The organism is uncultured Sphingomonas sp. (genome assembly GCF_913774285.1).
Lineage (GTDB): Bacteria > Pseudomonadota > Alphaproteobacteria > Sphingomonadales > Sphingomonadaceae > Sphingomonas.
This window is the reverse complement of the sequence record NZ_CAJYHX010000025.1, coordinates 103,190-123,474: the sequence shown is the minus strand read 5'-3', so window position 1 is coordinate 123,474 and position 20,285 is coordinate 103,190. Positions and strand designations below refer to the sequence as shown.

The 20,285-nt window shown below is 68.1% G+C and carries 24 protein-coding genes; 18 read left to right on the top strand and 6 right to left on the bottom strand.

What is annotated here, in order from left to right; genetic code table 11:
* Nucleotides 1-32: 32 nt before the first annotated feature.
* The 4 genes from QZ670_RS12500 to QZ670_RS12485 all read left to right on the top strand — a co-directional run bounded on the left by QZ670_RS12500 (nt 33) and on the right by QZ670_RS12485 (nt 2,944).
* Nucleotides 33-407, top strand: a complete 375-nt coding sequence (locus QZ670_RS12500; protein ID WP_294255836.1) for a hypothetical protein — start codon at nt 33-35, stop codon at nt 405-407.
* 206 nt (nt 408-613) lie between these two features.
* Nucleotides 614-946: a UrcA family protein gene (locus QZ670_RS12495; protein ID WP_294255834.1), complete on the top strand. Its 333-nt coding sequence runs from the start codon at nt 614-616 to the stop codon at nt 944-946.
* A gap of 174 nt (nt 947-1,120) precedes the next feature.
* Nucleotides 1,121-2,005: a sterol desaturase family protein gene (locus tag QZ670_RS12490; protein WP_294255830.1), complete on the top strand. Its 885-nt coding sequence runs from the start codon at nt 1,121-1,123 to the stop codon at nt 2,003-2,005.
* 12 nt (nt 2,006-2,017) lie between these two features.
* Nucleotides 2,018-2,944, top strand: coding sequence for a YncE family protein (locus tag QZ670_RS12485; protein WP_294255827.1), 927 nt, complete (start codon nt 2,018-2,020; stop codon nt 2,942-2,944).
* 10 nt (nt 2,945-2,954) lie between these two features.
* Here the strand turns inward: QZ670_RS12485 and QZ670_RS12480 are convergent, their stop codons facing one another.
* Both QZ670_RS12480 and QZ670_RS12475 read right to left on the bottom strand, forming a co-directional pair.
* Complete coding sequence (locus QZ670_RS12480; protein WP_294255825.1) at nt 2,955-3,437, bottom strand: cupin domain-containing protein; 483 nt, start codon at nt 3,435-3,437, stop codon at nt 2,955-2,957.
* Between the two features lie 65 nt (nt 3,438-3,502).
* On the bottom strand, nt 3,503-4,396 hold the full coding sequence (locus QZ670_RS12475; protein WP_294255821.1) for a LysR family transcriptional regulator: 894 nt from the start codon (nt 4,394-4,396) through the stop codon (nt 3,503-3,505).
* A gap of 104 nt (nt 4,397-4,500) precedes the next feature.
* Here QZ670_RS12475 and QZ670_RS12470 point away from each other — a divergent pair, with 104 nt between their 5' ends.
* The 5 genes from QZ670_RS12470 (at nt 4,501) to QZ670_RS12450 (ending at nt 9,003) form a co-directional block, all read left to right on the top strand.
* Nucleotides 4,501-4,905, top strand: a complete 405-nt coding sequence (locus tag QZ670_RS12470) for a cupin domain-containing protein (protein WP_294255817.1) — start codon at nt 4,501-4,503, stop codon at nt 4,903-4,905.
* A gap of 35 nt (nt 4,906-4,940) precedes the next feature.
* Nucleotides 4,941-5,990: an NAD(P)-dependent alcohol dehydrogenase gene (locus tag QZ670_RS12465; RefSeq protein ID WP_294255815.1), complete on the top strand. Its 1,050-nt coding sequence runs from the start codon at nt 4,941-4,943 to the stop codon at nt 5,988-5,990.
* A gap of 73 nt (nt 5,991-6,063) precedes the next feature.
* Entirely contained in the window at nt 6,064-6,795 is a 732-nt protein-coding gene (gene recO / locus QZ670_RS12460; RefSeq protein WP_294255811.1) for a DNA repair protein RecO, read from the top strand.
* Nucleotides 6,796-6,853: 58 nt separating this feature from the next.
* The gene (gene leuB / locus QZ670_RS12455; RefSeq protein ID WP_294255807.1) at nt 6,854-7,906 is read left to right on the top strand and encodes a 3-isopropylmalate dehydrogenase; all 1,053 of its coding nucleotides are present in this window, start codon (nt 6,854-6,856) and stop codon (nt 7,904-7,906) included.
* Nucleotides 7,903-9,003 (top strand): glycosyltransferase family 2 protein, encoded by a 1,101-nt coding sequence (locus QZ670_RS12450; protein ID WP_294255805.1) that lies wholly within the window; start codon nt 7,903-7,905, stop codon nt 9,001-9,003. Before leuB ends, QZ670_RS12450 begins: the two co-directional genes overlap by 4 nt.
* A 179-nt stretch (nt 9,004-9,182) precedes the next feature.
* Here the strand turns inward: QZ670_RS12450 and QZ670_RS12445 are convergent, their stop codons facing one another.
* Complete coding sequence (locus tag QZ670_RS12445; RefSeq protein ID WP_294255802.1) at nt 9,183-10,298, bottom strand: NADH:flavin oxidoreductase; 1,116 nt, start codon at nt 10,296-10,298, stop codon at nt 9,183-9,185.
* A gap of 85 nt (nt 10,299-10,383) precedes the next feature.
* On the bottom strand, nt 10,384-11,688 hold the full coding sequence (locus QZ670_RS12440) for a phospholipid carrier-dependent glycosyltransferase (RefSeq protein ID WP_294255799.1): 1,305 nt from the start codon (nt 11,686-11,688) through the stop codon (nt 10,384-10,386).
* A gap of 125 nt (nt 11,689-11,813) precedes the next feature.
* On the opposite strand from QZ670_RS12440, the gene QZ670_RS12435 reads away from it, so the two are divergent.
* Genes QZ670_RS12435 through QZ670_RS12425 form a run of 3 tightly spaced genes read left to right on the top strand, consistent with a single transcriptional unit; the run spans nt 11,814 to nt 14,214 of the window.
* On the top strand, nt 11,814-13,022 hold the full coding sequence (locus tag QZ670_RS12435; protein ID WP_294255797.1) for an aminotransferase class I/II-fold pyridoxal phosphate-dependent enzyme: 1,209 nt from the start codon (nt 11,814-11,816) through the stop codon (nt 13,020-13,022).
* A complete protein-coding gene (gene apaG / locus QZ670_RS12430) occupies nt 13,019-13,423 on the top strand; it encodes a Co2+/Mg2+ efflux protein ApaG (RefSeq protein ID WP_294255795.1) in 405 nt (134 codons plus the stop codon). The genes QZ670_RS12435 and apaG overlap by 4 nt, the downstream gene beginning before the upstream one ends.
* Nucleotides 13,420-14,214, top strand: coding sequence for a LysR family transcriptional regulator (locus tag QZ670_RS12425; protein ID WP_294255792.1), 795 nt, complete (start codon nt 13,420-13,422; stop codon nt 14,212-14,214). The genes apaG and QZ670_RS12425 overlap by 4 nt, the downstream gene beginning before the upstream one ends.
* Here the strand turns inward: QZ670_RS12425 and QZ670_RS12420 are convergent.
* Together QZ670_RS12420 and QZ670_RS12415 are read right to left on the bottom strand one after the other, a co-directional pair.
* The gene (locus QZ670_RS12420) at nt 14,211-14,993 is read right to left on the bottom strand and encodes an ABC transporter ATP-binding protein (RefSeq protein ID WP_294255789.1); all 783 of its coding nucleotides are present in this window, start codon (nt 14,991-14,993) and stop codon (nt 14,211-14,213) included. The two genes, QZ670_RS12425 and QZ670_RS12420, sit on opposite strands and share 4 nt — an antisense overlap.
* Entirely contained in the window at nt 14,984-15,955 is a 972-nt protein-coding gene (locus QZ670_RS12415) for an iron ABC transporter permease (RefSeq protein WP_294255786.1), read from the bottom strand. Before QZ670_RS12415 ends, QZ670_RS12420 begins: the two co-directional genes overlap by 10 nt.
* Before the next feature lie 255 nt (nt 15,956-16,210).
* Between QZ670_RS12415 and QZ670_RS12410 the strand changes: the two genes are divergently transcribed.
* The 6 genes from QZ670_RS12410 to QZ670_RS12385 all read left to right on the top strand — a co-directional run bounded on the left by QZ670_RS12410 (nt 16,211) and on the right by QZ670_RS12385 (nt 20,263).
* A complete protein-coding gene (locus tag QZ670_RS12410; RefSeq protein WP_294255784.1) occupies nt 16,211-16,771 on the top strand; it encodes an AraC family transcriptional regulator in 561 nt (186 codons plus the stop codon).
* 115 nt (nt 16,772-16,886) lie between these two features.
* A complete protein-coding gene (locus QZ670_RS12405) occupies nt 16,887-17,468 on the top strand; it encodes a M17 family peptidase N-terminal domain-containing protein (protein ID WP_294255782.1) in 582 nt (193 codons plus the stop codon).
* 68 nt (nt 17,469-17,536) lie between these two features.
* Nucleotides 17,537-18,199 (top strand): response regulator transcription factor, encoded by a 663-nt coding sequence (locus QZ670_RS12400; RefSeq protein ID WP_294255780.1) that lies wholly within the window; start codon nt 17,537-17,539, stop codon nt 18,197-18,199.
* A 243-nt stretch (nt 18,200-18,442) separates the two neighbouring features.
* Nucleotides 18,443-19,099, top strand: coding sequence for a hydrolase (locus QZ670_RS12395; protein ID WP_294255777.1), 657 nt, complete (start codon nt 18,443-18,445; stop codon nt 19,097-19,099).
* 48 nt (nt 19,100-19,147) lie between these two features.
* Nucleotides 19,148-19,987: an alpha/beta hydrolase gene (locus QZ670_RS12390; RefSeq protein WP_294255775.1), complete on the top strand. Its 840-nt coding sequence runs from the start codon at nt 19,148-19,150 to the stop codon at nt 19,985-19,987.
* 27 nt (nt 19,988-20,014) lie between these two features.
* Entirely contained in the window at nt 20,015-20,263 is a 249-nt protein-coding gene (locus tag QZ670_RS12385; protein WP_294255772.1) for a DUF1427 family protein, read from the top strand.
* Nucleotides 20,264-20,285 lie beyond the last annotated feature (22 nt).

Genomic DNA, 20,285 nt, shown 5'->3' with positions numbered 1-20,285 from the left:
GCGCCGCGGCGGGCTCCGGCAGCCTCGCGAGCATGGTACTGTTCTCCCGTCTGGCCCTCGTCGCCGCGCTCCTGATCACACCGGCGGCGCATGCCGATACGCGTCCGACCGCCAAGCTGGTGCGCTGTTCGCAGGGCGACTGCCTGTTGATCCGGGGGACGCGCAGCTCCCCTGCGACGAGGATCACGATCAACGACCGCGCCGTGGAGGCGAGCGGCGGACGCGGCTGGAAAGTCCGCGTGCCGGTGGCGGCGGTGCGGGGCCTCGCCTCGCCCTTCGCCCGCACGCTCGACGTGGCGGTGATCGATGCGGCGGGGCAAGTCGAGCGGCGGGAAAGCGTCCGCCTGCCGGTAGGCCTGATGGGGCACACCACCGAACTCGCCTCGCTGGTAGTACGTGCACGATGATTTGTAATAATGATGGAGTCCGTATCTAAAGTATGAAGAACGTCTGAAACTGTAATAAGCGATTGCTGCGTTGCAAAACTTGCCGTATAGTGTGGTGCGGAAGTTACGTAGTGTATCTATTGCTTTTGATCTTGCCGTTCGTCGTTCCTGCGACTAGATGCGCTTCAGCCGCTCGGGTGAGGCGGTCTTGGTTGCAGGAGATTGCCATGAAGATGCTCGTCGCGGCTGCCGCCGCCCTTTCGATCAGCACCGCCGCCTTTGCCGGCACGACCGACACCGGCTTCGGCAAGCCGAGCGCGACGCTGACGCTCGCCGGGCTCGATCTCGCGACCGCCGACGGCCAGCAGCGCCTCGCCACCCGCGTCGACCAGGCCGCCCGTGCCGTGTGCGGCGAGAATCTCGCAACGATTCACCCCGAGCTCGAAGCCCGCGCCCGCCTGTGCCGCGCCGATGTCGCCGAGCAGGTCCGAACCCAGATCGAGGCCCGCGTCGCCCAGGCGAACAAGAGCCGCGGCGTGCAGGTCGCCTCGCTGCGCTGAACCCGACCATCTGAACGGCCTGTTCCCGGCCGCGCGTGTCCCGAAAGCATGCGCGCGGCCGCGTGCTTTCGGGGCCGCTACGTCATTCGGCCACCTGCGCTGGCATCCTTTGCATGGCTAGCTTCCGATCGAACCGGGGCGGCATCGCTCCGCTCGCGATCGGGACGACAGCGCATGACCAAAGGGCTCGTGAACCTCATTCCCCCAGCGACCGTGGTGGCGGTCGTCTGCTTCTGGGCCTTCGCGCCCGCCGCCATCCTCGCCAATCCCTGGACGATCGTGATCGTGTCGGCGCTGATCACGCTGTACATCCAGGGCCTCGAATTCGTGTTCGAGCGGCACGCGGGCTGGCGGATGAACTGGCGCGAGTTCTGGACCGACCTGTTCTATGTCGTGCTCGGCTCCACCGCCATTTCCTGGGTGTCGCGCACACTCGCCGACACGCCGCTGCTCGTGCTCAAGCAGTCGCTGGGGATCGCCACGCCGTGGCTGATGCACTGGCCGTTCCTGGCGCAGGTAGCGCTGGTGATCTTCCTGATCGAGTTCGGCCAGTATTGGATGCACCGGCTGATGCACAATTCGGCGCCCTTCTGGATGACGCACGCGCCGCACCACCACCTCACACAGCTCAACGCCGCCAAAGGCTATGTCGGCAATCCGATCGAGCTGTTCCTGATCAGCCTCAGCGTCGTCGCGCTGTTCGACCTGCCGCTTACCGCGATCTTCTGCGGGGTGAGCGTGCTGGGCGTCGTCTCCGGCTTCGCGCACGCCAATGTCCGGTCCGATCCGCCGATCTGGTACAGCTTCGTGTTCACCACGATCCGCCACCACAGCCTGCACCATTCGGTGCCGTATGAACATACGCGCTGCAATTACGGCAACTCGCTGATCCTGCTCGACCGGATCTTCGGCACCTACAAGGAAGGCGAGGCCTCGGTCGTCGGCCAGGACGAGCGGCGGCGGCTGTCGATCCGCGAGCAGTGGCTGTACCCCTTCCAGCCGATCCTCGCTCGGCTGAAGCAGCGACCGAGCGCCACTACCGACGTGGCGGCGGGCTGAGCGATGGTCTGGATGCCGATGCTCGCCATGCTGCTCGCCGCCGCGCCCGCCACCGCCGATCCGCAGCCCCGCGAGGAGCAGGTGCTGACCGTGCCGGGCTTTGCCGACTTTCTCGCGGTGGACGGCGACAGTGTCTGGGCGACCAACAAGGGCCGCGTCGAACGCTGGTCGCGCGGCGGCAAGCTCGCCGAAGTGGCGATGACGCATCCGTGTGGGGCGATGGCGATCGCGGCGGGCTCGCTTTGGGTCGCCGATTGCAAGGAGGGCACGCTCAACCGCATCGACCTCAAGACCGCCAAGCTGCTGGCGGCGATCCCCACCGGCATCGCCAATCCGGCGGGGGAGCTCAACGTCGTTGCCGGTGCCGGATCAATCTGGGTGGCGAGCGACAATGCAGGCAAGATCGCCCGGGTGGATCCGGCGGACAATCGCGTCGTCGCCTCAATCGCGGTCGACCCCGGCACGCACTACCTCGCCTTCGGGTTCGATGCGGTGTGGGCGGTGAGCAGCGGACAGCAGTCGCTCCAGCGGATCGACCCGGCTACGAACCAGGTGACCGGGCGCACTCGACTCGGCAAGCAGCCGGGCTTCCTCGCGGCGGGCGAGGGGGCGGTATGGGTGCAGGAGCAAGGCGACGGCACGCTCGCGCGGGTCGATCCGGCGACAGTCGAAGTCTCGGGCCGAGTGAAGGTCGGCGCCGATCTGCTCTACGGCGACATCGACACCGGTGGCGGCATGGTCTGGCTGCGTACCACCGCCGACCAGACCTTCGTCACTATCGACCCCAAGACGCTCGCGATCCTCGGCCGCTTGGGCAAGCCGAGCGGCAGCGGCGCGCTGCGCTTCGCCGGCAGCGGCGTGTGGACCAGCGCGCATGACGTTCACACGCTGTCCTGGTGGAGCCTCGTCCCGGCGGCCTCCGCCGGCGCGGCGAACTAGCGCGGGCCCGTCACTGCCCCTTGGGCAGCTTGATCCCGAGTAGCACCAGCCGCGCGCCGGTGATGCCGAACCAGTGCGGCACGCCCGCCGGCACCAGGATCACGTCGCCCGGCGCAAGCGTGCGGGTGGTGCCACCCTCGATGCGACTGCCTTCCACCAGCGTGGGGTTGCGGACCTCGCGATCGGGCATGGTCCCCCCCGAGACGAGCGTGCCCGCGCCTTCCAGCACGATCGCATATTCGGCCTGGTCCGGGTGTACGGCGGGTTTGCCCGGCTTCTTCCAGATCTCGATGGCGGCACTGTTGCTGCCGTCGCGTACCAGCGGCTTCCAGGCGAAGCCCTGGCCCGGCTTCATCTCGGCCAGCATCGCCTTGATCTGGGACTGCACCTCCTTGGCGGTGGCGAAGGAGGTGGGATCGGCAGCGGTCTGCGCCGCGGCGGGGGCGGCGACCAGCAATGCGGCCGCGGCAAGGGCGCTGGGCAGGATCTTCACGACATCTCTCCCTGTAGGATGTTGAGAACGCTTGGGCTCTTCCCCGACAACCTGCCACAGCCGGATCAGCCTCGCCAGCGCAACCGCTCGACCAGCAGCGCGAAGGCCGGGGTGGGCTGGCGGCGGCTGGGGTAATAGAGATGATAGCCGGCGAAGGGCGGCGAGAAGCGCGTCAGCACCGCCTCCAGCGCGCCGCTTGCCAGATGCGGTGCCAGCATCGCATCGGGCAGGCAGGCGATGCCGAAGCCGTCGAGCGCCGCGCGGAGGATCGGAAAGACCGAGGAGAAGGTGAGGGGCCCGTCGACCCACACCTTGCGCTCGCGGCCCTCTTCCTCGAACTCCCAGGCATAGAGCCCGCCATAGGTAGGCAGCCGAAGGTTGATGCATGCGTGCGCCGTCAGGTCCTCGATCGCCTCCGGTCGTCCGGCGCGGTCGAAATAGGCGGGGGAGGCGACCGCGAGCATCCGTGCCTCGGGGCCGATCGGGACGGCCACCATGTCCTTGGCGATGATGTCGCCGAAGCGCACGCCCGCATCGAACCGCTCGGCGACGATGTCCTTCAGCCGATAGTCGCTGTCGATCTCGACCCGGATGTCCGGGAATTCGCGCAGGATGGGCGCCAGCCGCGGCCAGAGCAGGGTGTTGAGCGAGTGCTCGTCGGCGCTGATCCGCACCAGCCCGGCCGGCTTGTCGCGCAGGGCGGTCAGCGCCGCCAGCTCGGACTCGATCTCGTCGAGCCGCGGCGCGAGCGTGGCGAACAGCCGCTCGCCCGCTTCGGTGAGGCTGACGCTCCGCGTGGTACGGTGCAGCAGCCGCACGCCCAGCCGCTCCTCCAGCCCGCGCATCGCATGGCTGAGCGCCGAGGGCGTGACCCCGCTCTGCGCGGCGGCGCGGGTGAAGCTCTTCTGGCGCGCCACGGCGAGGAAAGCGGTGAGTTCGGAAAGCTGCTGGCGGTTCATTGATGAACCCTATTCAGCACTGCATGCAGATACCAGCGGCTAATCGGGAAAGTGCCGAGGCCATATCTTTCCTCAAGCGCGATTTCGCGCCGGCAGGAGAATGCATGCAACTCAAGCGCAACGGCAGCCAGCCCTCGCAGGCCGGCCCGGCTGACTGGTTCACCGGCCGCGTCCGGGTCGACCCGCTCCACACCGCCCCGTCGCCCGCGCTGCACGGGGTGGCGAGCGTCACCTTCGAGCCCGGCGCGCGCACCGTGTGGCACACGCATCCGCTCGGCCAGACGCTGGTCGTCCTGTCCGGTACAGGCTGGACGCAGTGCGAGGGCGAGGCGATCTTCGAGATCCGCGCCGGCGACGTCGTCTGGTGCCCGCCCGGCCATCGCCACTGGCACGGCGCCAGCGCCACCACCGCGATGACCCATATCGCCGTCCAGGAAGCACTCGACGGCAAGATGGTCGAGTGGATGGAGCCGGTGGACGAGGCAACCTATCGCGCCGGTCCGCGCTGAACCCTTCGAACCCTCACCCCCAGGAGATACATCCCATGGCCACCAAAGCCTATGGCGCCTATGCCGCCGACAAGCCGCTCGAGCCGATCGATATAGAGCGCCGCGCTCCCGGCGATCACGACGTGCAGATCGACATCCTCTATTGCGGCGTCTGCCACTCGGACCTCCACCAGGTCCGCTCCGAGTGGGAAGGCACGCTCTATCCGTGCGTGCCGGGCCACGAGATCGTCGGCCGAGTGAGCGCCGTCGGCGGGCATGTCTCGAAGTTCGCAGTGGGCGACGTGGTCGGCGTCGGCTGCATGGTCGACAGCTGCCAGCATTGCGCTTCGTGCGACGAGGGGCTGGAGCAATATTGCGAGAACGGTTTCGTCGGCACCTATAACGGCCCGACGCCGGACGCTCCCGGCCACACGCTGGGCGGCTATTCGCAGCGCATCGTCGTCAGCGACAAGTTCGTGCTCAAGGTCGGGCATGGCGAACAGGATCTCGCGGCCGTCGCCCCGCTGCTCTGTGCCGGCATCACCACCTGGTCGCCGCTCCGACACTGGCAGGTTGGCCCGGGCAAGAAGGTCGGCATCGTCGGGATCGGCGGGCTCGGCCATATGGGCGTGAAGCTGGCGCATGCGCTGGGCGCGCATGTCGTCGCCTTCACCACCTCGGAGAGCAAGCGCGCCGATGCGCTGGCGCTGGGCGCGGACGAGGTCGTGGTCTCGCGCGATGCCGAGGCGATGGCGGCGCACGCCAACAGCTTCGACTTCATCCTCGACACCGTGGCTGCCAGCCATGACCTCGACGCCTTCACCACCCTGCTCAAGCGGGACGGCACGCTGACGCTGGTGGGCGTTCCCGAGCATGCGCATCCCTCGCCCAACGTCGCGGCGCTGATCTTCAAGCGGCGTTCGATCGCCGGCTCGCTGATCGGCGGCATCGCCGAGACGCAGGAGATGCTCGATTTCTGCGCCGAGCACGGCATCGTCGCCGATATCGAGATGATCCGCGCCGAGGAGATCAACACCGCCTATGAGCGCATGCTCAAGAGCGACGTGAAGTACCGCTTCGTCATCGACATCGCGTCGATGGGCTGAGGCCTCCCGCGGGGGCGGCATCTGCGCCGCCCCCGCATTTCCCTTTCCGCCGCGCGCATCCTACATCGCGGCGATGCACCTCCGCGCCGAAGCCATCTTGCTCAGCGTTCGCGCCCATGGCGAACATGGCGCGATCGTGCGGGCGCTCACCGAAAGCGACGGCGTCCAGCCCGGCTATGTCCGCGGCGGCCGGTCGCGCGCACTGCGACCGGTGTTGCAACCGGCGAACCTCATCCAGGGCGAATGGCGCGCGCGGACCGAGGAGCAACTCGCCGGGCTCACCGTCGAGCTCCTCCACAGCCGCGCGCCGATGTTCGGCGAGCCGCTCCCCGCCGCCGCGCTCGCCTGGGTGACGGCGCTCACCGCCGCGACGCTGCCTGAAGGGCTGCCCTATCCCCGCCTCCATGCCGCGCTGGGCGGCGTGCTCGACGCGATCGAGGCCGCACCCGCCGCGCGCGGCTGGGCGGTGGCGCTGGTGCGCTACGAACTGCTGCTGCTCGCCGAACTCGGCTTCGGTCTCGATCTGGAACGCTGCGCGGCGACCGGTGCGAGCGAGGATCTCGCCTATGTCAGCCCCAAGAGCGGTATCGCGGTCAGTCGGGCGGGGGCGCTCGGCTACGAGAATCGCTTGCTCGCATTGCCGGCCTTCCTCACAGAAGGCGGTGCGGCAGACTGGGAGGACATCCTGGCCGGCCTGCGCCTCACCGGCCACTTTCTGGCGCGCGACCTGCTGATCGGTCGCGGCGCCGATCTGATGGCCGCGCGCGCCCGGCTGGTGGACCGGTTGTTGCGGGCAGTTGCATGAAGGGCCCCGGGGCGGCTAAGCGCGCCTCTCAGGACATGCTGCTAGCGTGGGGATCGGAATGCCGTTGATTGCTGTACTGCCGGGTGACGGGATCGGCCCCGAGGTGACGCGCGAGGCGCGCCGGGTGCTCGAGGCGCTGGATCTCGGCCTCAGCTTCGAGGACGCGCCTGTCGGCGGCGCGGGCTATCTCGCCTCTGGCCATCCGCTCCCCGACGACACGCTGGCGCTCGCCAAGCGTGCCGACGCCGTGCTGTTCGGCGCGATCGGCGACCCGCGCTTCGAGAAGCTGGAGCGCCATCTGCGCCCCGAGGCAGCGCTGCTCGGCATCCGCCAGGCGCTCGGCCTGTTCGCCAATCTCCGCCCCGCCACGCTGTTCCCGGCACTCGGCGACGCCTCGCCGCTCAAGCACGAGGTGGTGAACGGTCTCGATATCGTGATCGTCCGCGAGCTGATCGGCGACGTCTATTTCGGCGAGAAGGGGCTTCGCACCACCGCCGAGGGCCTGCGCCAGGGCTATGACGTGATGAGCTACAACGAGCAGGAAGTGGCGCGCATCGCCCGCGTTGGCTTCGAAATGGCCAAGCGCCGCCGCAAGAAGCTCTGCTCGGTGGACAAGGCGAACGTGCTCGAAACCTCGCAGCTGTGGCGCGACGTCGTGACCGCGATGGCGGCGGAGTATCCCGAGGTCGAGCTGACCCATATGTATGTCGACAACGCCGCGATGCAGCTGGTGCGCGCGCCGGCGACGTTCGACGTGATCGTCACCGGCAATCTGTTCGGCGACATCCTTTCGGACCAGGCGAGCATGTGCGCCGGTTCGATCGGCATGCTGCCCTCGGCCTCGCTCGCCGCCTGGTCGGGCGCGAACGGCATGTATGAGCCGATCCACGGCAGCGCGCCGGACATAGCCGGGCAGGGCAAGGCGAACCCTTGCGCCGCCATCCTTTCCGCGGCCATGCTGCTGCGGCACTCGCTGGCCGACGAAGCATCGGCACAGCGCATAGAAAAAGCGGTTGCCGCAGCACTCGCCAAGGGCGCGCGGACGGCCGATCTCGGGGGTACCCTTTCAACGTCCGCGATGGGGGACGCGGTGCTGCTGGAGCTTCAGTGAGCGATACTCTGCTCGAACTTGCGGTCGTTATCCCCACCTTTAACGAACGCGCCAATGTTCCCCTCCTGATCGCCAAGCTCGACGCGGCCCTTGCCGGCCGCGCCTGGGAAGCGATCTTCGTCGACGACGACAGCCCTGACGGGACCGCCGACGCTGCCCGCGCAATCGGCCGGGAGGATCCGCGCGTGCGCGTGATCCAGCGGATCGGTCGGCGCGGCCTCTCCTCGGCGTGCATCGAGGGGATGTGCGCGACGGCGGCGCCGTGCGTGGCGGTGATCGACGGCGACCTGCAGCATGACGAGACGCTGCTGCCCAAGATGCTCGACGCGCTGCAGGCCGATGCGAGCCTCGACGTGGTGATCGGCTCGCGCTTCTGCGAAGGCGGCTGCACCGGCGAGTGGGACAGCGAGCGCGTGGCAAAATCCGCCTTCGCGACCAAGCTGTCGCGCCAGGTGCTCAAGGCCGACCTGACCGATCCGATGAGCGGCTTCTTCATGATCCGCAGCGAGATCGCCCGCGGGCTGGTGCCGGTGCTCTCTGGCATCGGCTTCAAGATCCTGCTCGATATCATGACCGCGAGTCCGAAGCCGCTGCGCTTCCGCGAGCTGCCCTATACCTTCCGCGTGCGTACCGAGGGCGAGAGCAAGCTCGATTACGTCGTGGCGATGGAATATCTGATCGCGCTTTACGACCGGATGTTTGGCAAGGTCGTGCCGGTGCGCTTCGCGATGTTCTCGGCCATCGGCGCGATCGGGGCGGCCGTGCATTTGTCCGTACTGTTCCTGCTGTTCCGCATCGCGGGCCTGCCCTTCGTCACCGGCACCATCGTCGCGACGATCGTCGCGATGACGTTCAACTATCTGCTCAACAACGCGCTCACCTATCGCGAGCGGCGGCTCAAGGGCGCGGCGCTGATCGGGGGCTGGGTGAGCTTCTGCCTGGTGTGCGCGGTGGGGGCGGCGGCCAATGTCGGGCTCGCGGCGTTCCTCCACAATGTCCAGCACGGCGACTGGCGGGTCTCCGCGCTGGCAGGGATTGCGGTGGCGGCGGTGTGGAATTTCGCGCTGTCGTCGCGGTTCGTGTGGGGGCGGTACTAGGCGGGCAGCCCCTCCCCTCTTCCTTATTCCCCCTCCCGCCTGCGGGAGGGGATAGGGGAGGGTGCGACGTGGGGGCTCTTTCTGCACCGGCGTCGCCTGCTACCCTCACTCACCCTCCCCCATCCCCTCCCGCAAGCGGGAGGGGGGTAAGAAGAGGAGGGGCTGAAGCTGATTAATCCTTACACCAGCTCGGCCAGTGCCGCCGGGCTGAAGCCCTTCAGCTCTTGGCCCGCACCCGCCTGGACCTTCTTCGCCCAGTCCGGATTGCTGATCAGTGCGCGGCCGACCGCGATCAGGTCGAACTCGTCACGCTCCATCCGCTCGACCAGCTTGTCGAGATCGCTGTGCTCGGACGTCTCGCCGCCGAACGCTGCGATGAACTCGCCCGAAAGGCCGACCGAACCGACGCTGATCGTCGCGGCGCCGGTGAGCTTCTTCGCCCAGCCTGCGAAGTTGAGGCCGTTCTCGCCGTCGATCTCGGGGAATTCGGGCTCCCAGAAACGACGCTGCGAGCAGTGCAGCACGTCCGCGCCGGCATCGACCAGCGGCTGGAGCCAGGCTGCCATCTCGTCGGGCGTGGTGGCGAGACGGGCGCTGTAATCCTGCTGCTTCCACTGGCTGAGGCGCAGGATCACGGGGAAGTCCGGGCCCACCGCCGCGCGTATGGCCTTCATCACCTCCACTGCAAAGCGCGAACGCTCCGGCAGGGTCGCGCCGCCATAGCCGTCCTCGCGGGTGTTGGTGCCCGCCCAGAAGAACTGGTCGATCAGATAGCCATGGGCGCCGTGGATCTCGACCGTGTCGAAGCCGAGCCGCTTGGCGTCGGCCGCAGCCTTGGCGAAGGCGGCAATCGTCGCCTCGATGTCCTGTTCGGTCATCGCCACGCCGCGCGGCTTGCCCGGGGCAACGACGCCCGAGGGGCTTTCCACGTCCACGGCGGGCACCCAGTCGGTCTGCGCCTTGGTCGAGCCGGTGTGCCAGATCTGCGGCGCCATCTTGCCGCCGGCGGCATGGACCTCGTCGATCACCTGTTTCCAGCCGGCCAGCGCGGCGTCGCCATGGAAGAACGGGATGTTGGGGTGATTGCGCGACGCCGGGCGGTCGATCACCGTGCCCTCAGAGAGGATCAGGCCCACGCCGCCCTCGGCGCGGCGGCGATAATAAGCGGCGTTGACCGCGCCGGGAATGCCCTCGGGCGCGAAGGTCCGGGTCATCGGCGCCATGACGATCCGGTTCGGCAGATCGAGCGACTTGATACGGAACGGACGAAAGAGGGTGTCGGTCGACGCGGCCATGGTAGCTCCGTTGCAGTTTGAAACTGATGGAAAGCTAGCGCGTGCGGCGACCGGTTCAAGATGGCGGATGGGGACGCAACGAAATTTACCGCCAGCTCGGCAGCCACATCCAGTGGGTATAGCTTTGTGCGTCATTGAGCGGCGCAGCGGAGAGGATCGGGTAGAAATAGCCGAAGGACACCAGCGCCAGCGCGAGATACCATTCCTCCCAGCCCTTGGCGCGCAGCCGGTCGAACTGGTGGAAGGTCACCGGCAGCACCAGGCACAGGAAGATCGCCGACAGGTGGTAGTAATAATAAAAGCCTAGCGACTTGGGGATGATCGCATAGATCGCCACCGAGAAGGTCCAGAGTAGCGCCAGCAGCAGCGGGCGCCAGGCCTTGGTGCGGAACCACAGCACGTAGCTGGCGAGCACTGCGACCAGCCCGCCCCACATGACCACCGGGTTGCCGATCAGCAGCACGCCGCGCTGGGCACCGTGATCCCATTCGTAGAAGAACCAGATCGGCCGCAACATCAGCGGCCAGCTCCACCATTCGGACTGGTAGGTGTGATGCGGCAGCACCTGGGTTTGTGCCTCGTACATCTCGCGCTGGAGGTGGAGCAGCCCGCGCAGTCCGTCGGTCGCACCGGTCAGGTAGAAGAAGGTGGGCGCGAAGGTCGCGAAATAGACCGGGATGCTGATCGCGCCGAGCAGTGCCAGGCCGGCCAGCGTGGAGAGGCCGGGCCAGTGCGGCTGATCGCCGGAGAACAGCGCGGTCGCGATCGGCCGCCGGGCGCGGCGGGCGTCACGCAGCCGCACCGCGACCAGCGCGAGCCCGAGAGCGGCGATGTACGGCGCCGCCGCCCATTTGACCGCCGTGGCGAGCCCGAGCAGCGCTGCGCCGACGCACCAGCGCCACCGCACTTGTCGGCGCGTGCCGTGCATCGCCCAGAGCAGGAAGATCATGCCCCAGAGCAGGAAGGCGCCGAGGAACACGTCGAGCATCGCCGTGCGCGCCTGGACGAACAGGCTCTGATTGAGCATCGCCAGCACCGCGCCGGTCACCGCCACGCGCATCCGGCCGCGCATCAGGATCCAGAGGAAGGCGAAGACGCCGAGCACCGTCGCGGTGCCGGCGATCGTCGGCATCAGCCGCCAGCCGAAGGGGTTGTCGCCCAGCAGGTCCATCCCTGCGCCGATCAGCTCCTTGCCGAGCAGCGGATGCTCGGTGTTGCGCGGCCCGCTGAGCTCGATCAGCGTCTTGGCGGCGGGGACATAATGGACCTCGTCGAACATGATGCCCCCCGGCTGGTCGAGGTGCAGCGTGAACAGCAGCTGCGCAGCGAGACCAAGGAGGAGGGCGACGAGCCAGGGGCGGGTGGCGAGGGCCGAAAGGCGGAGACGCATTGCGAAACGGTAGCGAAGGTCCGGGCCGCGTCCAACAAAATCCTCCCCGGAACGAAGCGCGGCCCGGGCTCCTGGTACAAGGCAAAGGTTGACGCAGCGGCCCCAAGCGCCGCAAAGCAGCGCCCATGAAGCGTCGTACCGGACAGGATCCCAGCGTCACCCGTAACTGGAAGCCCGCGACTCAGGCGGTGCGCGGCGGCACCGCGCGCTCGGAGTTCGGCGAGACCAGCGAGGCGCTGTTCCTCACCTCGGGCTATGCCTATGACTGCGCGGGCGATGCCGCCGCGCGCTTCGCCGGCGAACAGGCGGGCATGACCTATTCGCGGCTCCAGAACCCGACGGTGGAGATGCTGGAGCAGCGCATCGCCCTGCTCGAAGGCGCCGAGGCGTGCCGCACCATGGCGACGGGCATGGCGGCGATGACCGCAGCATTGCTCTGCCAGGTGAGTCAGGGCGACCATATCGTCCAGGGCCGCGCCGCCTTCGGCTCGTGCCGCTGGCTGACCGACAGCCTGCTGCCGCGCTTCGGCGTCACCACCACGACGATCGATGCGCGCGATCCGCAGCAGTTCGAGGACGCGATCCGCCCGAACACCAAGCTCTTCTTCTTCGAGACGCCGGCCAACCCGACGATGGATGTGGTCGATCTGGAAGCCGTCTGCGCGATCGCCAAGCGGCACGGCATCGTCACCGTGGTCGACAATGCCTTCGCGACGCCCGCGCTCCAGCGCCCGATGGACTTCGGCGCCGACGTGGTCGCCTATTCCGCCACCAAGATGATGGACGGGCAGGGCCGGGTGCTCGCCGGCGCGGTCTGCGGCTCCGAGGACTTCATCACCAATACGCTGCTGCCCTTCACCCGCAACACAGGCCCGACGCTCAGCGCGTTCAACGCCTGGGTGGTGCTGAAGGGGATCGAGACGCTCGACCTGCGCATCCGTCGCCAGAGCGAGAATGCGCTCAAGGTCGGCAGCTTCCTGGAAACGCGCGTGCCGCGGGTAAACTTCCCCGCGCTGCCCAGCCATCCGCAGCATGCACTGTTCATGCGCCAGATGGCGGCCGGTGGCCCGATCTTCAGCTTCGAGGTCGATGGCGGCCGCAAGCAGGCGCACGCGCTGCTCGACGGGCTGGAACTGATCGACATCTCCAACAATATCGGCGATTCGCGCTCGCTGATGACGCATCCGTCGTCCACGACCCATTCGGGTCTCGCCGAGGAAAAGCGGCTGGAGATGGGCATCACCGAAGGCATGATCCGCATCAATGTCGGGCTCGAGGACGCCGACGACCTGATTGCCGATCTCGACCAGGCGCTGCGAGGCGCCGGGCTGTGAAGGCGCTCTTCACCGACGAGGCGACGACGCGCGGCGTGGTCGTTCGCGTGTCGGTGTCGTACCTGCCCGAACAGTCCGAGCCGCACCGCGGCCGCTGGTTCTGGGCATACCATATCCGCATCGAGAACGAGGGCCCGGTGGCAGTCCAGCTGCTCACCCGTCACTGGATCATCACCGACGGCCGGGGCCTGCGCCACACGGTAGAGGGTGAAGGCGTCGTCGGCGAACAGCCGATGATCGCGCCGGGTGCGAGCTTCGACTATGTCTCGGGCTGCCCGCTTTCGACCCCGACCGGCTCGATGCAGGGCAGCTATCACATGATCGACGAGGACGGCGACGCGTTCGACGTGACCATTCCGAGATTCGCGCTCATCGCGCCGGCCGTGGCGGGCGAACAATGAAGCGCACCCACCTTCCCCTGAACGGCATGCGCGTGCTCGATGCCGCCGCGCGCCATCTGTCCTTTACCCGCGCAGCGGACGAACTGGCGGTGACGCCCGCCGCCGTCGGCCAGCAGATCCGTGCGCTGGAGGATACGCTGGGCGTCGTGCTGTTTCGCCGAACCACCAAGGGCCTGGAGCTCACTCCCGAGGCGGAAAGCGGGCTCACCGCGCTGCGCAACGGCTTCCTCCAGTTCGAGGAAGCGGTGCGGGCGATGCAGGCGGGGCAATCCTCCAAATCGCTGACCATTGCAGCACCGCGCGACCTCACCGCCAAATGGCTGATGCCGCGCCTCTCCGATATCGCGCGGGCCGATCCTGACCTGCGCTTCGTGCTGGTACCGGCCGACGACGCGCTCGACTTTACCGAGGCCAATCTCGACCTGGCAATCCGCTGGGGCGAAGGTCCCGGCGAGCATGAGGGCGAGGCGCTGGAAAGCGACGGCATGATCACCGTCGAACGGCCCGGCGGCGGCAGCATCGACGTGCGGATTTCCTGGCCCGGCTGCATGGCCGAGGATGCCGGATCGCTGGTCCGGGTCGCCGACGCGGGCCTGGCGATCGACGCTGCCGCGCAGGGGCTGGGCCGGGCGACCGTGCCCGAGCTGCTCGCGCGCGCCGATATCGAGGCGGGCCGTGTCTCCGTCGTGGGCGAGCCCAAGGCCTCGCGACTCGGCTACTGGCTGGTCGCGCCGCTGCCGCAATGGCGGCAGAAGAAGGTGCAGACGCTGGTCGAGGTGCTCGGCGGCTAGGCGAGTTTCGTCCGCCCGACCGGGACCGGAAGCAGCCGGCCCTGTTCGTCGCCTATTACCATCACTTCCACCCCGAACGCATCGCGCAGCGGCTGGTGGGCGAGCGCCGCCTCGGCCGGCCCGAAGGCCACGGTGCGGCCGTCGCGGAGCAGCAGCACGTCGTCGGCCGCCCGGGCTGCCTGGACGAGATCGTGGAGCACGATCACCACGCCCATGCCGCCCGCCGCCAGTGTCCGGAGGCGATCGAGAAGGTCGAGCTGGTGGACGGGGTCGAGGCTGGCCAACGGCTCGTCGGCGAGCAGCCATTGCGGTTGCCCGGCCAGCACGCGCGCGAGCAGCACGCGCGCGCGTTCGCCGCCGGAGAGCTGGGTGACCAGCCGATCGGCAAGCGGGCGGATGGCCGTGGTTTCGATCGCCGCGTTGATCGCCGCATGATCCTCGGCGGACAGGCCGGCGAACGGCGCGCGATGCGGCATCCGGCCGAGCGCAACGAGGTCGGCGACGCGCAGGTCCCAGTGTACCGTCGCTTCCTGGGGCAGATAGCCGACCCGCCGGGCGCGCTCGCGCGGCGCCAGCCGGGCAAGCAGCTTGCCGTCCAGCTTCACCTGTCCGGCATCGGGATCGAGCAGCCCGGCCAGGGTTCGCACCAGCGTCGACTTGCCGGAGCCGTTGGGGCCGAGGATCGCTGTGACCTTGCCGGGCCGCAGCACCGCGTCGATCCCGTGCAGCACGCGCCGCTTGCCGAGGCTGACCGCGAGATCGGTGACGCTCAGTTCCATGTCGACCGCCGGAGCTTGAGGAGCAGCACGAAGAAGAAGGGGGTGCCGAGCAGCGCCATCGCCACACCGAGGCGGACTTCGCTGGGGCCGGGCGACAGCCGCACCAGGCTGTCCGCCGCCAGCAGCAGCGCCGCGCCGCCGAGCGCGCTGGGCAGCAGCAACGCCGAGGGGCGCGCGCCGGTGAGCGGGCGGAGCAGATGCGGCACGATCAGCCCGACAAAGCCGACGATCCCCGTCACCGCCACGCTCGCGCCCACCGCCAGCCCGGTGCCGAGCACGACGAGCAACTGGGTCCGCTCCAGCCGCAGCCCCATCGAGCGCGCCGCGGCTTCGCCCAGCGTCAGTGCATCGAGCGCACGACCGGTGAACAGCAGCAGGCCACAGCCGATCGCGATGAACGGTAAGGCCAGTTGCACTTCGGCATAGCTGCGATCGGTCAGCGCGCCCATGATCCAGTCGAGGATCTCGGCGGTGGCATAGGGGTTGGGCGCGATCGAGATCAGGAAGCTGGTGAGCGCCGCGCCCAGACTGGCGAGCACCGTGCCGGCGAGGATGAAAGCGACCGCGCTCTCCGCCCGCCAGGCCAGCCCCGCGAGCAGCAGCATCGATCCGCACGCCGCCGCCATCGCGCAGCCGAACAACACCAGCGGTGCACTGCTCCCCAGTAGCACGATCGCGCCGACCGCGCCCAGTGCCGCGCTGGAGGAGACGCCGACCACCGCAGGATCGGCGAGCGGGTTGCGCAGGAAGCCCTGAAGCACCGCGCCGGACAGCCCCAGCGCCGCGCCGATGGCGAGGCCTAGGATCGCGCGGGGCAGGCGCAGCTCGGCGATGATCCACCAGCGCGGATCGTGGCTGAACCAGGCGTCGACCGGCACCCAGAACTTGCCTGCCATCAACGAGCCGGCGAACAGCAGCGCGACGAGCAGCGCCAGGCCGGCATTGAGCGCGATCCGGTTCATGCGGCAGTCGCGACCGGGAGACGCGGCCGAAGTGCGGCAGGATGGGCGAGGACGGTCGACATGGATGCGCCCATAGCATTTCGGTTGGGCGCGCCTACCGAAACCTTGCTGCTCCCGCGCGACTGGCGCGGGGCGGCGTCACCCCAAACCTTGGTATGGTTACCCCAAATCAAAGCGATGTCCTGTTCTGCGGAGGTTCGATTCCGCCGCGCTGCGGGCTGCGCGACAGTCCTCCCGGCAAGACGGGATGGAACCATGTACCACCAGGCGTTGATCGATGTTGCTGCTCCGGCCCAGACGGGCGGCCCCCCCGAACTGACCGCCCTGCTGGCGCGCGCCATTCGGTCGCACGACGAGGATCCGCCGCTTGCCGGGCACCGTCTCGAGCGCCTGTCCAGCCTGGGCGTAACGCACGGTGCGGATGGACCCGAGGACCTGTTGCCGGAAGGGCTGGTGCACGTCGGCGGCGCGGCGAAAGGCGGCCTGGCCGGCTGGCAGCTTCGCCGTGTCGCTGCGCATGTCGACAGCTGTCTCCAAGGCCCCATCCTCACCTCCACGCTGGCGGAGGTGGCGCAGCTGAGCACCGGGCATTTCTGCCGCGCCTTCAAGATCAGTACCGGCGAGACGCCGCACGCCTACATCGTTCGCCAACGCATCCGCCGCGCCCAGCTGCTGATGCGCGACACCCGCGACACGCTGTCCCAGATCGCCTGTTCCTGCGGGCTCAGCGACCAGGCGCACCTTACCCGGCTGTTCCGTCGCCTGGTCGGGACCACCCCGCTCGTCTGGCGGCGCGCGTGGCAGCAGCGCGGCTGATCGCAGCAGGTTTCTTCAAGACATGGGCGACCCGAGCAGGGCAGCCGGGGTTGCGGGGGCAGGATGTCCCGCGATTTCGGGGCGGGCCGGCGGGGGCAGGGAGCGCAGCGGCGGAATGGAGAACAGGCAATCGCTGGCGATCGGTGCCTGGCGGGGCGTTGCGTTCGCGGTAGCGCAGATCGACGTCGTCGCAGCCGAAGACGATCTGCTCGTCGTGGGGATGCTCGAAAAGGATGTCGTCGGGGTGCATCGCGGTGGCGCCGACGCGGTCGACCATGCGCTGCACGGCACTCTTTCCAAACTGCGGGAGGGCGGGATCTTCACCGGCGGCTTCGGCGAGACGCTGATGCTGACCCGCCCGGCCGCACCCATTCGCGCGGCGACGCTGATGCTGATCGGCATGGGCACTGCGCTGAGCGCCGATCCGGAGACCGTGGGCACCTTAACCGCGCTGGCGATGCGCGCGGCGCTGCGGATTGGCGCCGGCTCCGTCGGGTGCCTGCTCGGCTGGTCGGAACTGGATCTGCCCGAGACGCTGGTCGCGCCGAGTGCGGTGGCAATGATGCGCGGGGCATTGTCGGCAATCGATACGCACGACGCGCAGGCCGTTCCGATGGCGTGGACCTTCGACATCCGCAACGGCGCCGCAGCCCAGACCACCGCGGCGCTTCGCGAAGCCTTGGCGGCCTGGCGCTGAGCCATGGATGCGCAGCGCCGGCAAAGCTGCTATGCTCGGCGCAGGATCCGGGAGTTGGTGCGCGTACGATGTTGACGAGGGTTTCCAGCGGGCGTGCGCCGGCACGCGGCAGCGCGCCGATCCGCATCCTGCTGGTCGACGATCACATGCTGCTGCGCGAGGGCGTGCGCGCGGTGGTTTCCACCCAGGATGACATGGAAATCGCCGGCGAGGCGAGCGGCGGGGCCGAGGCGATCGAGGCCTATGCCCGGCTCCAGCCCGATCTGGTGCTGATGGATCTGCAGATGGCGGACATGTCCGGGCTCGACGCGATCACCGCGATCCGCGCGGCGTCGCCCGGTGCCCGGATCATCGTGCTGACCACCTATTCGGGCGACGGCCGCGCGATCAAGGCACTGCGTGCCGGGGCGATGGGCTATCTGCTCAAGGCCAGCCTGCGCAACCAGCTGCTGGAGGCGATCCGCTCGGTCCATCACGGCGGCAAGCATCTCGATGCCAGCGTGGCGACGGCGATCGCGCTGCACGTGCTCGACGAAGATCTGACCGACCGCGAGGTCTCGGTGCTGACGCTGGCCGCCTGGGGCAATTCGAACAAGCAGATCGCCGCCAGGCTCGCGCTCTCCGAGGAGACGGTGAAGGGGCATATGAAGGCGCTGTTCGCCAAGCTCGGCGCCAGTGACCGGACGCACGCGGTGACGATCGCCGCCAAGCGCGGGCTGATCGAGCTCTGACCCCTTCGGGGGCGTAGAACCGCCCGATCGCATCAAACCTGTCCAATACCTGTGCGACCGTCGCGGCCTAAGGCTGCGAGCGGCGGTCCGTTGCTGCGCGAGCCTGAAGGCGAAGCGGCACCCGGTCAGCCAATTGTTCTAAAGAATGGAACGAAATGCGTAATTTTATCCGAGTTTTCGGAAAATGCGCGCCAGCTATTCTGCACCCGACACCGCCGAACCGGCAGCAACAGGAGCCGCACCATGACCCTCACCGCCACCGCCACGCCGGGCAAGTCGCTGATTTCGCCGACCAACCACGCGCTCGTGCTCATCGACTTCCAGTCGCAGATGGCGTTCGCTACCAAGTCGATCGACGCGACCATCCTGCGCAACAACGCCGGGCTTGTCAGCCGTGCCGCCAAGTCGTTCGACGTGCCGACGATCCTTACCACCGTCGCGGAAAAGAGCTTCTCGGGGCCGATGTTCAGCGAAGTGACCGATGCGTTCCCGGGCCAGAAGCTGCTCGACCGCACTTCGATGAACACCTGGGAAGACGAGGCGGTGATCGAGGAGATCAACCGCATCGCCAAGCCACGCATCGTGTTCGCAGGTCTCTGGACCAGCGTCTGCATCGTCGGCCCGGTCGCCTCTGCGATCGACCAGGGCTTCGAGGCCTATTTCATCGCCGATGCCTGCGGCGACATCTCGACCGAAGCACATGAGCGCGCCGTGCAGCGGATGATCCAGCTGGGCGCCGTGCCGATGACCTCGCTCCAGTATCTGCTCGAGCTGCAGCGCGACTGGGCGCGCGGCGAGACCTACGAGTCCACCACCGGCATCGCGAAGCAGTGGGGCGGGGCGTACGGCCTCGGCGTCACCTACGCCAAGACGATGTTCGGCGCCTCCGAAGGCCATTGATTCCTCGACCCGAATTTCCTGCCCCCCCAACCTCAAGGAAACATTCCCATGACCTCCACCGTGACCACCAAGGACGGCGTCTCGATCTTCTTCAAGGATTGGGGCCCCAAGGATGCCCAGCCGATCATGTTCCACCATGGCTGGCCGCTCTCGTCGGACGATTGGGATGCGCAGCTGCTGTTCTTCCTCCAGCACGGCTTCCGCGTCGTCGCGCATGACCGCCGCGGCCATGGCCGCTCGCAGCAGGTGAGCGACGGCCACGACATGGACCATTATGCCGCCGACGCCGCAGCCGTCGCCGAGCATCTCGACCTGCGTAACGCCGTACATATCGGCCACTCGACTGGCGGCGGCGAAGTCGCGCGCTATGTGGCACAGTACGGCATCCCGCAGGGCCGTGTCGCCAAGGCGGTGCTGGTTGCCGCCGTGCCGCCGATCATGGCAAAGACAGAGGCCTATCCGGGCGGCCTGCCACTCGAAGTGTTCGACGGCTTCCGCAAGGGCACCGCGGAGAACCGCGCGCAGTTCTTCCGCGATGTCGCCGCCGGCCCCTTCTATGGCTTCAACCGCGAAGGCGCGAAGGTCTATCCGGGCGTGATCGACAATTGGTGGCGCCAGGGCATGATGGGCAGCGCCAAGGCCCATTATGACGGCATCAAGGCCTTCTCGGAAACCGACCAGACTGCCGATCTTCAGGCCATGACGGTGCCGACGCTGGTGCTGGCGGGCGATGACGACCAGGTGGTGCCGTACCATCAGGGCGCCGAGCTGCAGGCCAAGCTGCTGCCGAACCCGACGCTGAAGATCTACCCGGGCTTCTCGCACGGCATGCTCACCGTCAATGCCGACGTGATCAACCCCGACCTGCTCGCCTTCGTGCGCGGCTGATCGAAACGCGCCGGGGAGGATCTGCAGATGAAGCCCTATCTGATCTCGCTCGCCGTCGGTCTGCTGGTCGGCGTCATCTACAGCCTCCTCGGCGTGAAGTCGCCGGCGCCGCCGACGATCGCGCTGATCGGCCTGCTTGGCATGTTGCTCGGCGAGCAGGTGGTGCCGGTCGCGAAGCGGATCTTCGCTGGCCATGACCTCGTGACGTACCTCCGCACCGACTGTGCCGAGCAGATCCTCGGCGTGCCGGTGACGAAGCCCGACGGCGAGGCATGAAGCTGCTCGCTTGAAGTCTGCG

Excerpts from the sequence above, each read along its gene's own strand:
- QZ670_RS12500 (WP_294255836.1), top strand. The coding sequence starts at position 33 with ATGGTACTGTTCTCCCGTCTGGCCCTCGTCGCCGCGCTCCTGATCACA.
- QZ670_RS12495 (WP_294255834.1), top strand. The coding sequence starts at position 614 with ATGAAGATGCTCGTCGCGGCTGCCGCCGCCCTTTCGATCAGCACCGCC.
- QZ670_RS12490 (WP_294255830.1), top strand. The coding sequence starts at position 1,121 with ATGACCAAAGGGCTCGTGAACCTCATTCCCCCAGCGACCGTGGTGGCG.
- QZ670_RS12485 (WP_294255827.1), top strand. The coding sequence starts at position 2,018 with ATGCCGATGCTCGCCATGCTGCTCGCCGCCGCGCCCGCCACCGCCGAT.
- QZ670_RS12475 (WP_294255821.1), bottom strand. The coding sequence starts at position 4,396 with ATGAACCGCCAGCAGCTTTCCGAACTCACCGCTTTCCTCGCCGTGGCG.
- QZ670_RS12470 (WP_294255817.1), top strand. The coding sequence starts at position 4,501 with ATGCAACTCAAGCGCAACGGCAGCCAGCCCTCGCAGGCCGGCCCGGCT.
- QZ670_RS12465 (WP_294255815.1), top strand. The coding sequence starts at position 4,941 with ATGGCCACCAAAGCCTATGGCGCCTATGCCGCCGACAAGCCGCTCGAG.
- recO (WP_294255811.1), top strand. The coding sequence starts at position 6,064 with ATGCACCTCCGCGCCGAAGCCATCTTGCTCAGCGTTCGCGCCCATGGC.
- leuB (WP_294255807.1), top strand. The coding sequence starts at position 6,854 with ATGCCGTTGATTGCTGTACTGCCGGGTGACGGGATCGGCCCCGAGGTG.
- QZ670_RS12445 (WP_294255802.1), bottom strand. The coding sequence starts at position 10,298 with ATGGCCGCGTCGACCGACACCCTCTTTCGTCCGTTCCGTATCAAGTCG.
- QZ670_RS12440 (WP_294255799.1), bottom strand. The coding sequence starts at position 11,688 with ATGCGTCTCCGCCTTTCGGCCCTCGCCACCCGCCCCTGGCTCGTCGCC.
- QZ670_RS12435 (WP_294255797.1), top strand. The coding sequence starts at position 11,814 with ATGAAGCGTCGTACCGGACAGGATCCCAGCGTCACCCGTAACTGGAAG.
- QZ670_RS12425 (WP_294255792.1), top strand. The coding sequence starts at position 13,420 with ATGAAGCGCACCCACCTTCCCCTGAACGGCATGCGCGTGCTCGATGCC.
- QZ670_RS12420 (WP_294255789.1), bottom strand. The coding sequence starts at position 14,993 with ATGGAACTGAGCGTCACCGATCTCGCGGTCAGCCTCGGCAAGCGGCGC.
- QZ670_RS12415 (WP_294255786.1), bottom strand. The coding sequence starts at position 15,955 with ATGAACCGGATCGCGCTCAATGCCGGCCTGGCGCTGCTCGTCGCGCTG.
- QZ670_RS12410 (WP_294255784.1), top strand. The coding sequence starts at position 16,211 with ATGTACCACCAGGCGTTGATCGATGTTGCTGCTCCGGCCCAGACGGGC.
- QZ670_RS12405 (WP_294255782.1), top strand. The coding sequence starts at position 16,887 with ATGGAGAACAGGCAATCGCTGGCGATCGGTGCCTGGCGGGGCGTTGCG.
- QZ670_RS12400 (WP_294255780.1), top strand. The coding sequence starts at position 17,537 with ATGTTGACGAGGGTTTCCAGCGGGCGTGCGCCGGCACGCGGCAGCGCG.
- QZ670_RS12395 (WP_294255777.1), top strand. The coding sequence starts at position 18,443 with ATGACCCTCACCGCCACCGCCACGCCGGGCAAGTCGCTGATTTCGCCG.
- QZ670_RS12390 (WP_294255775.1), top strand. The coding sequence starts at position 19,148 with ATGACCTCCACCGTGACCACCAAGGACGGCGTCTCGATCTTCTTCAAG.
- QZ670_RS12385 (WP_294255772.1), top strand. The coding sequence starts at position 20,015 with ATGAAGCCCTATCTGATCTCGCTCGCCGTCGGTCTGCTGGTCGGCGTC.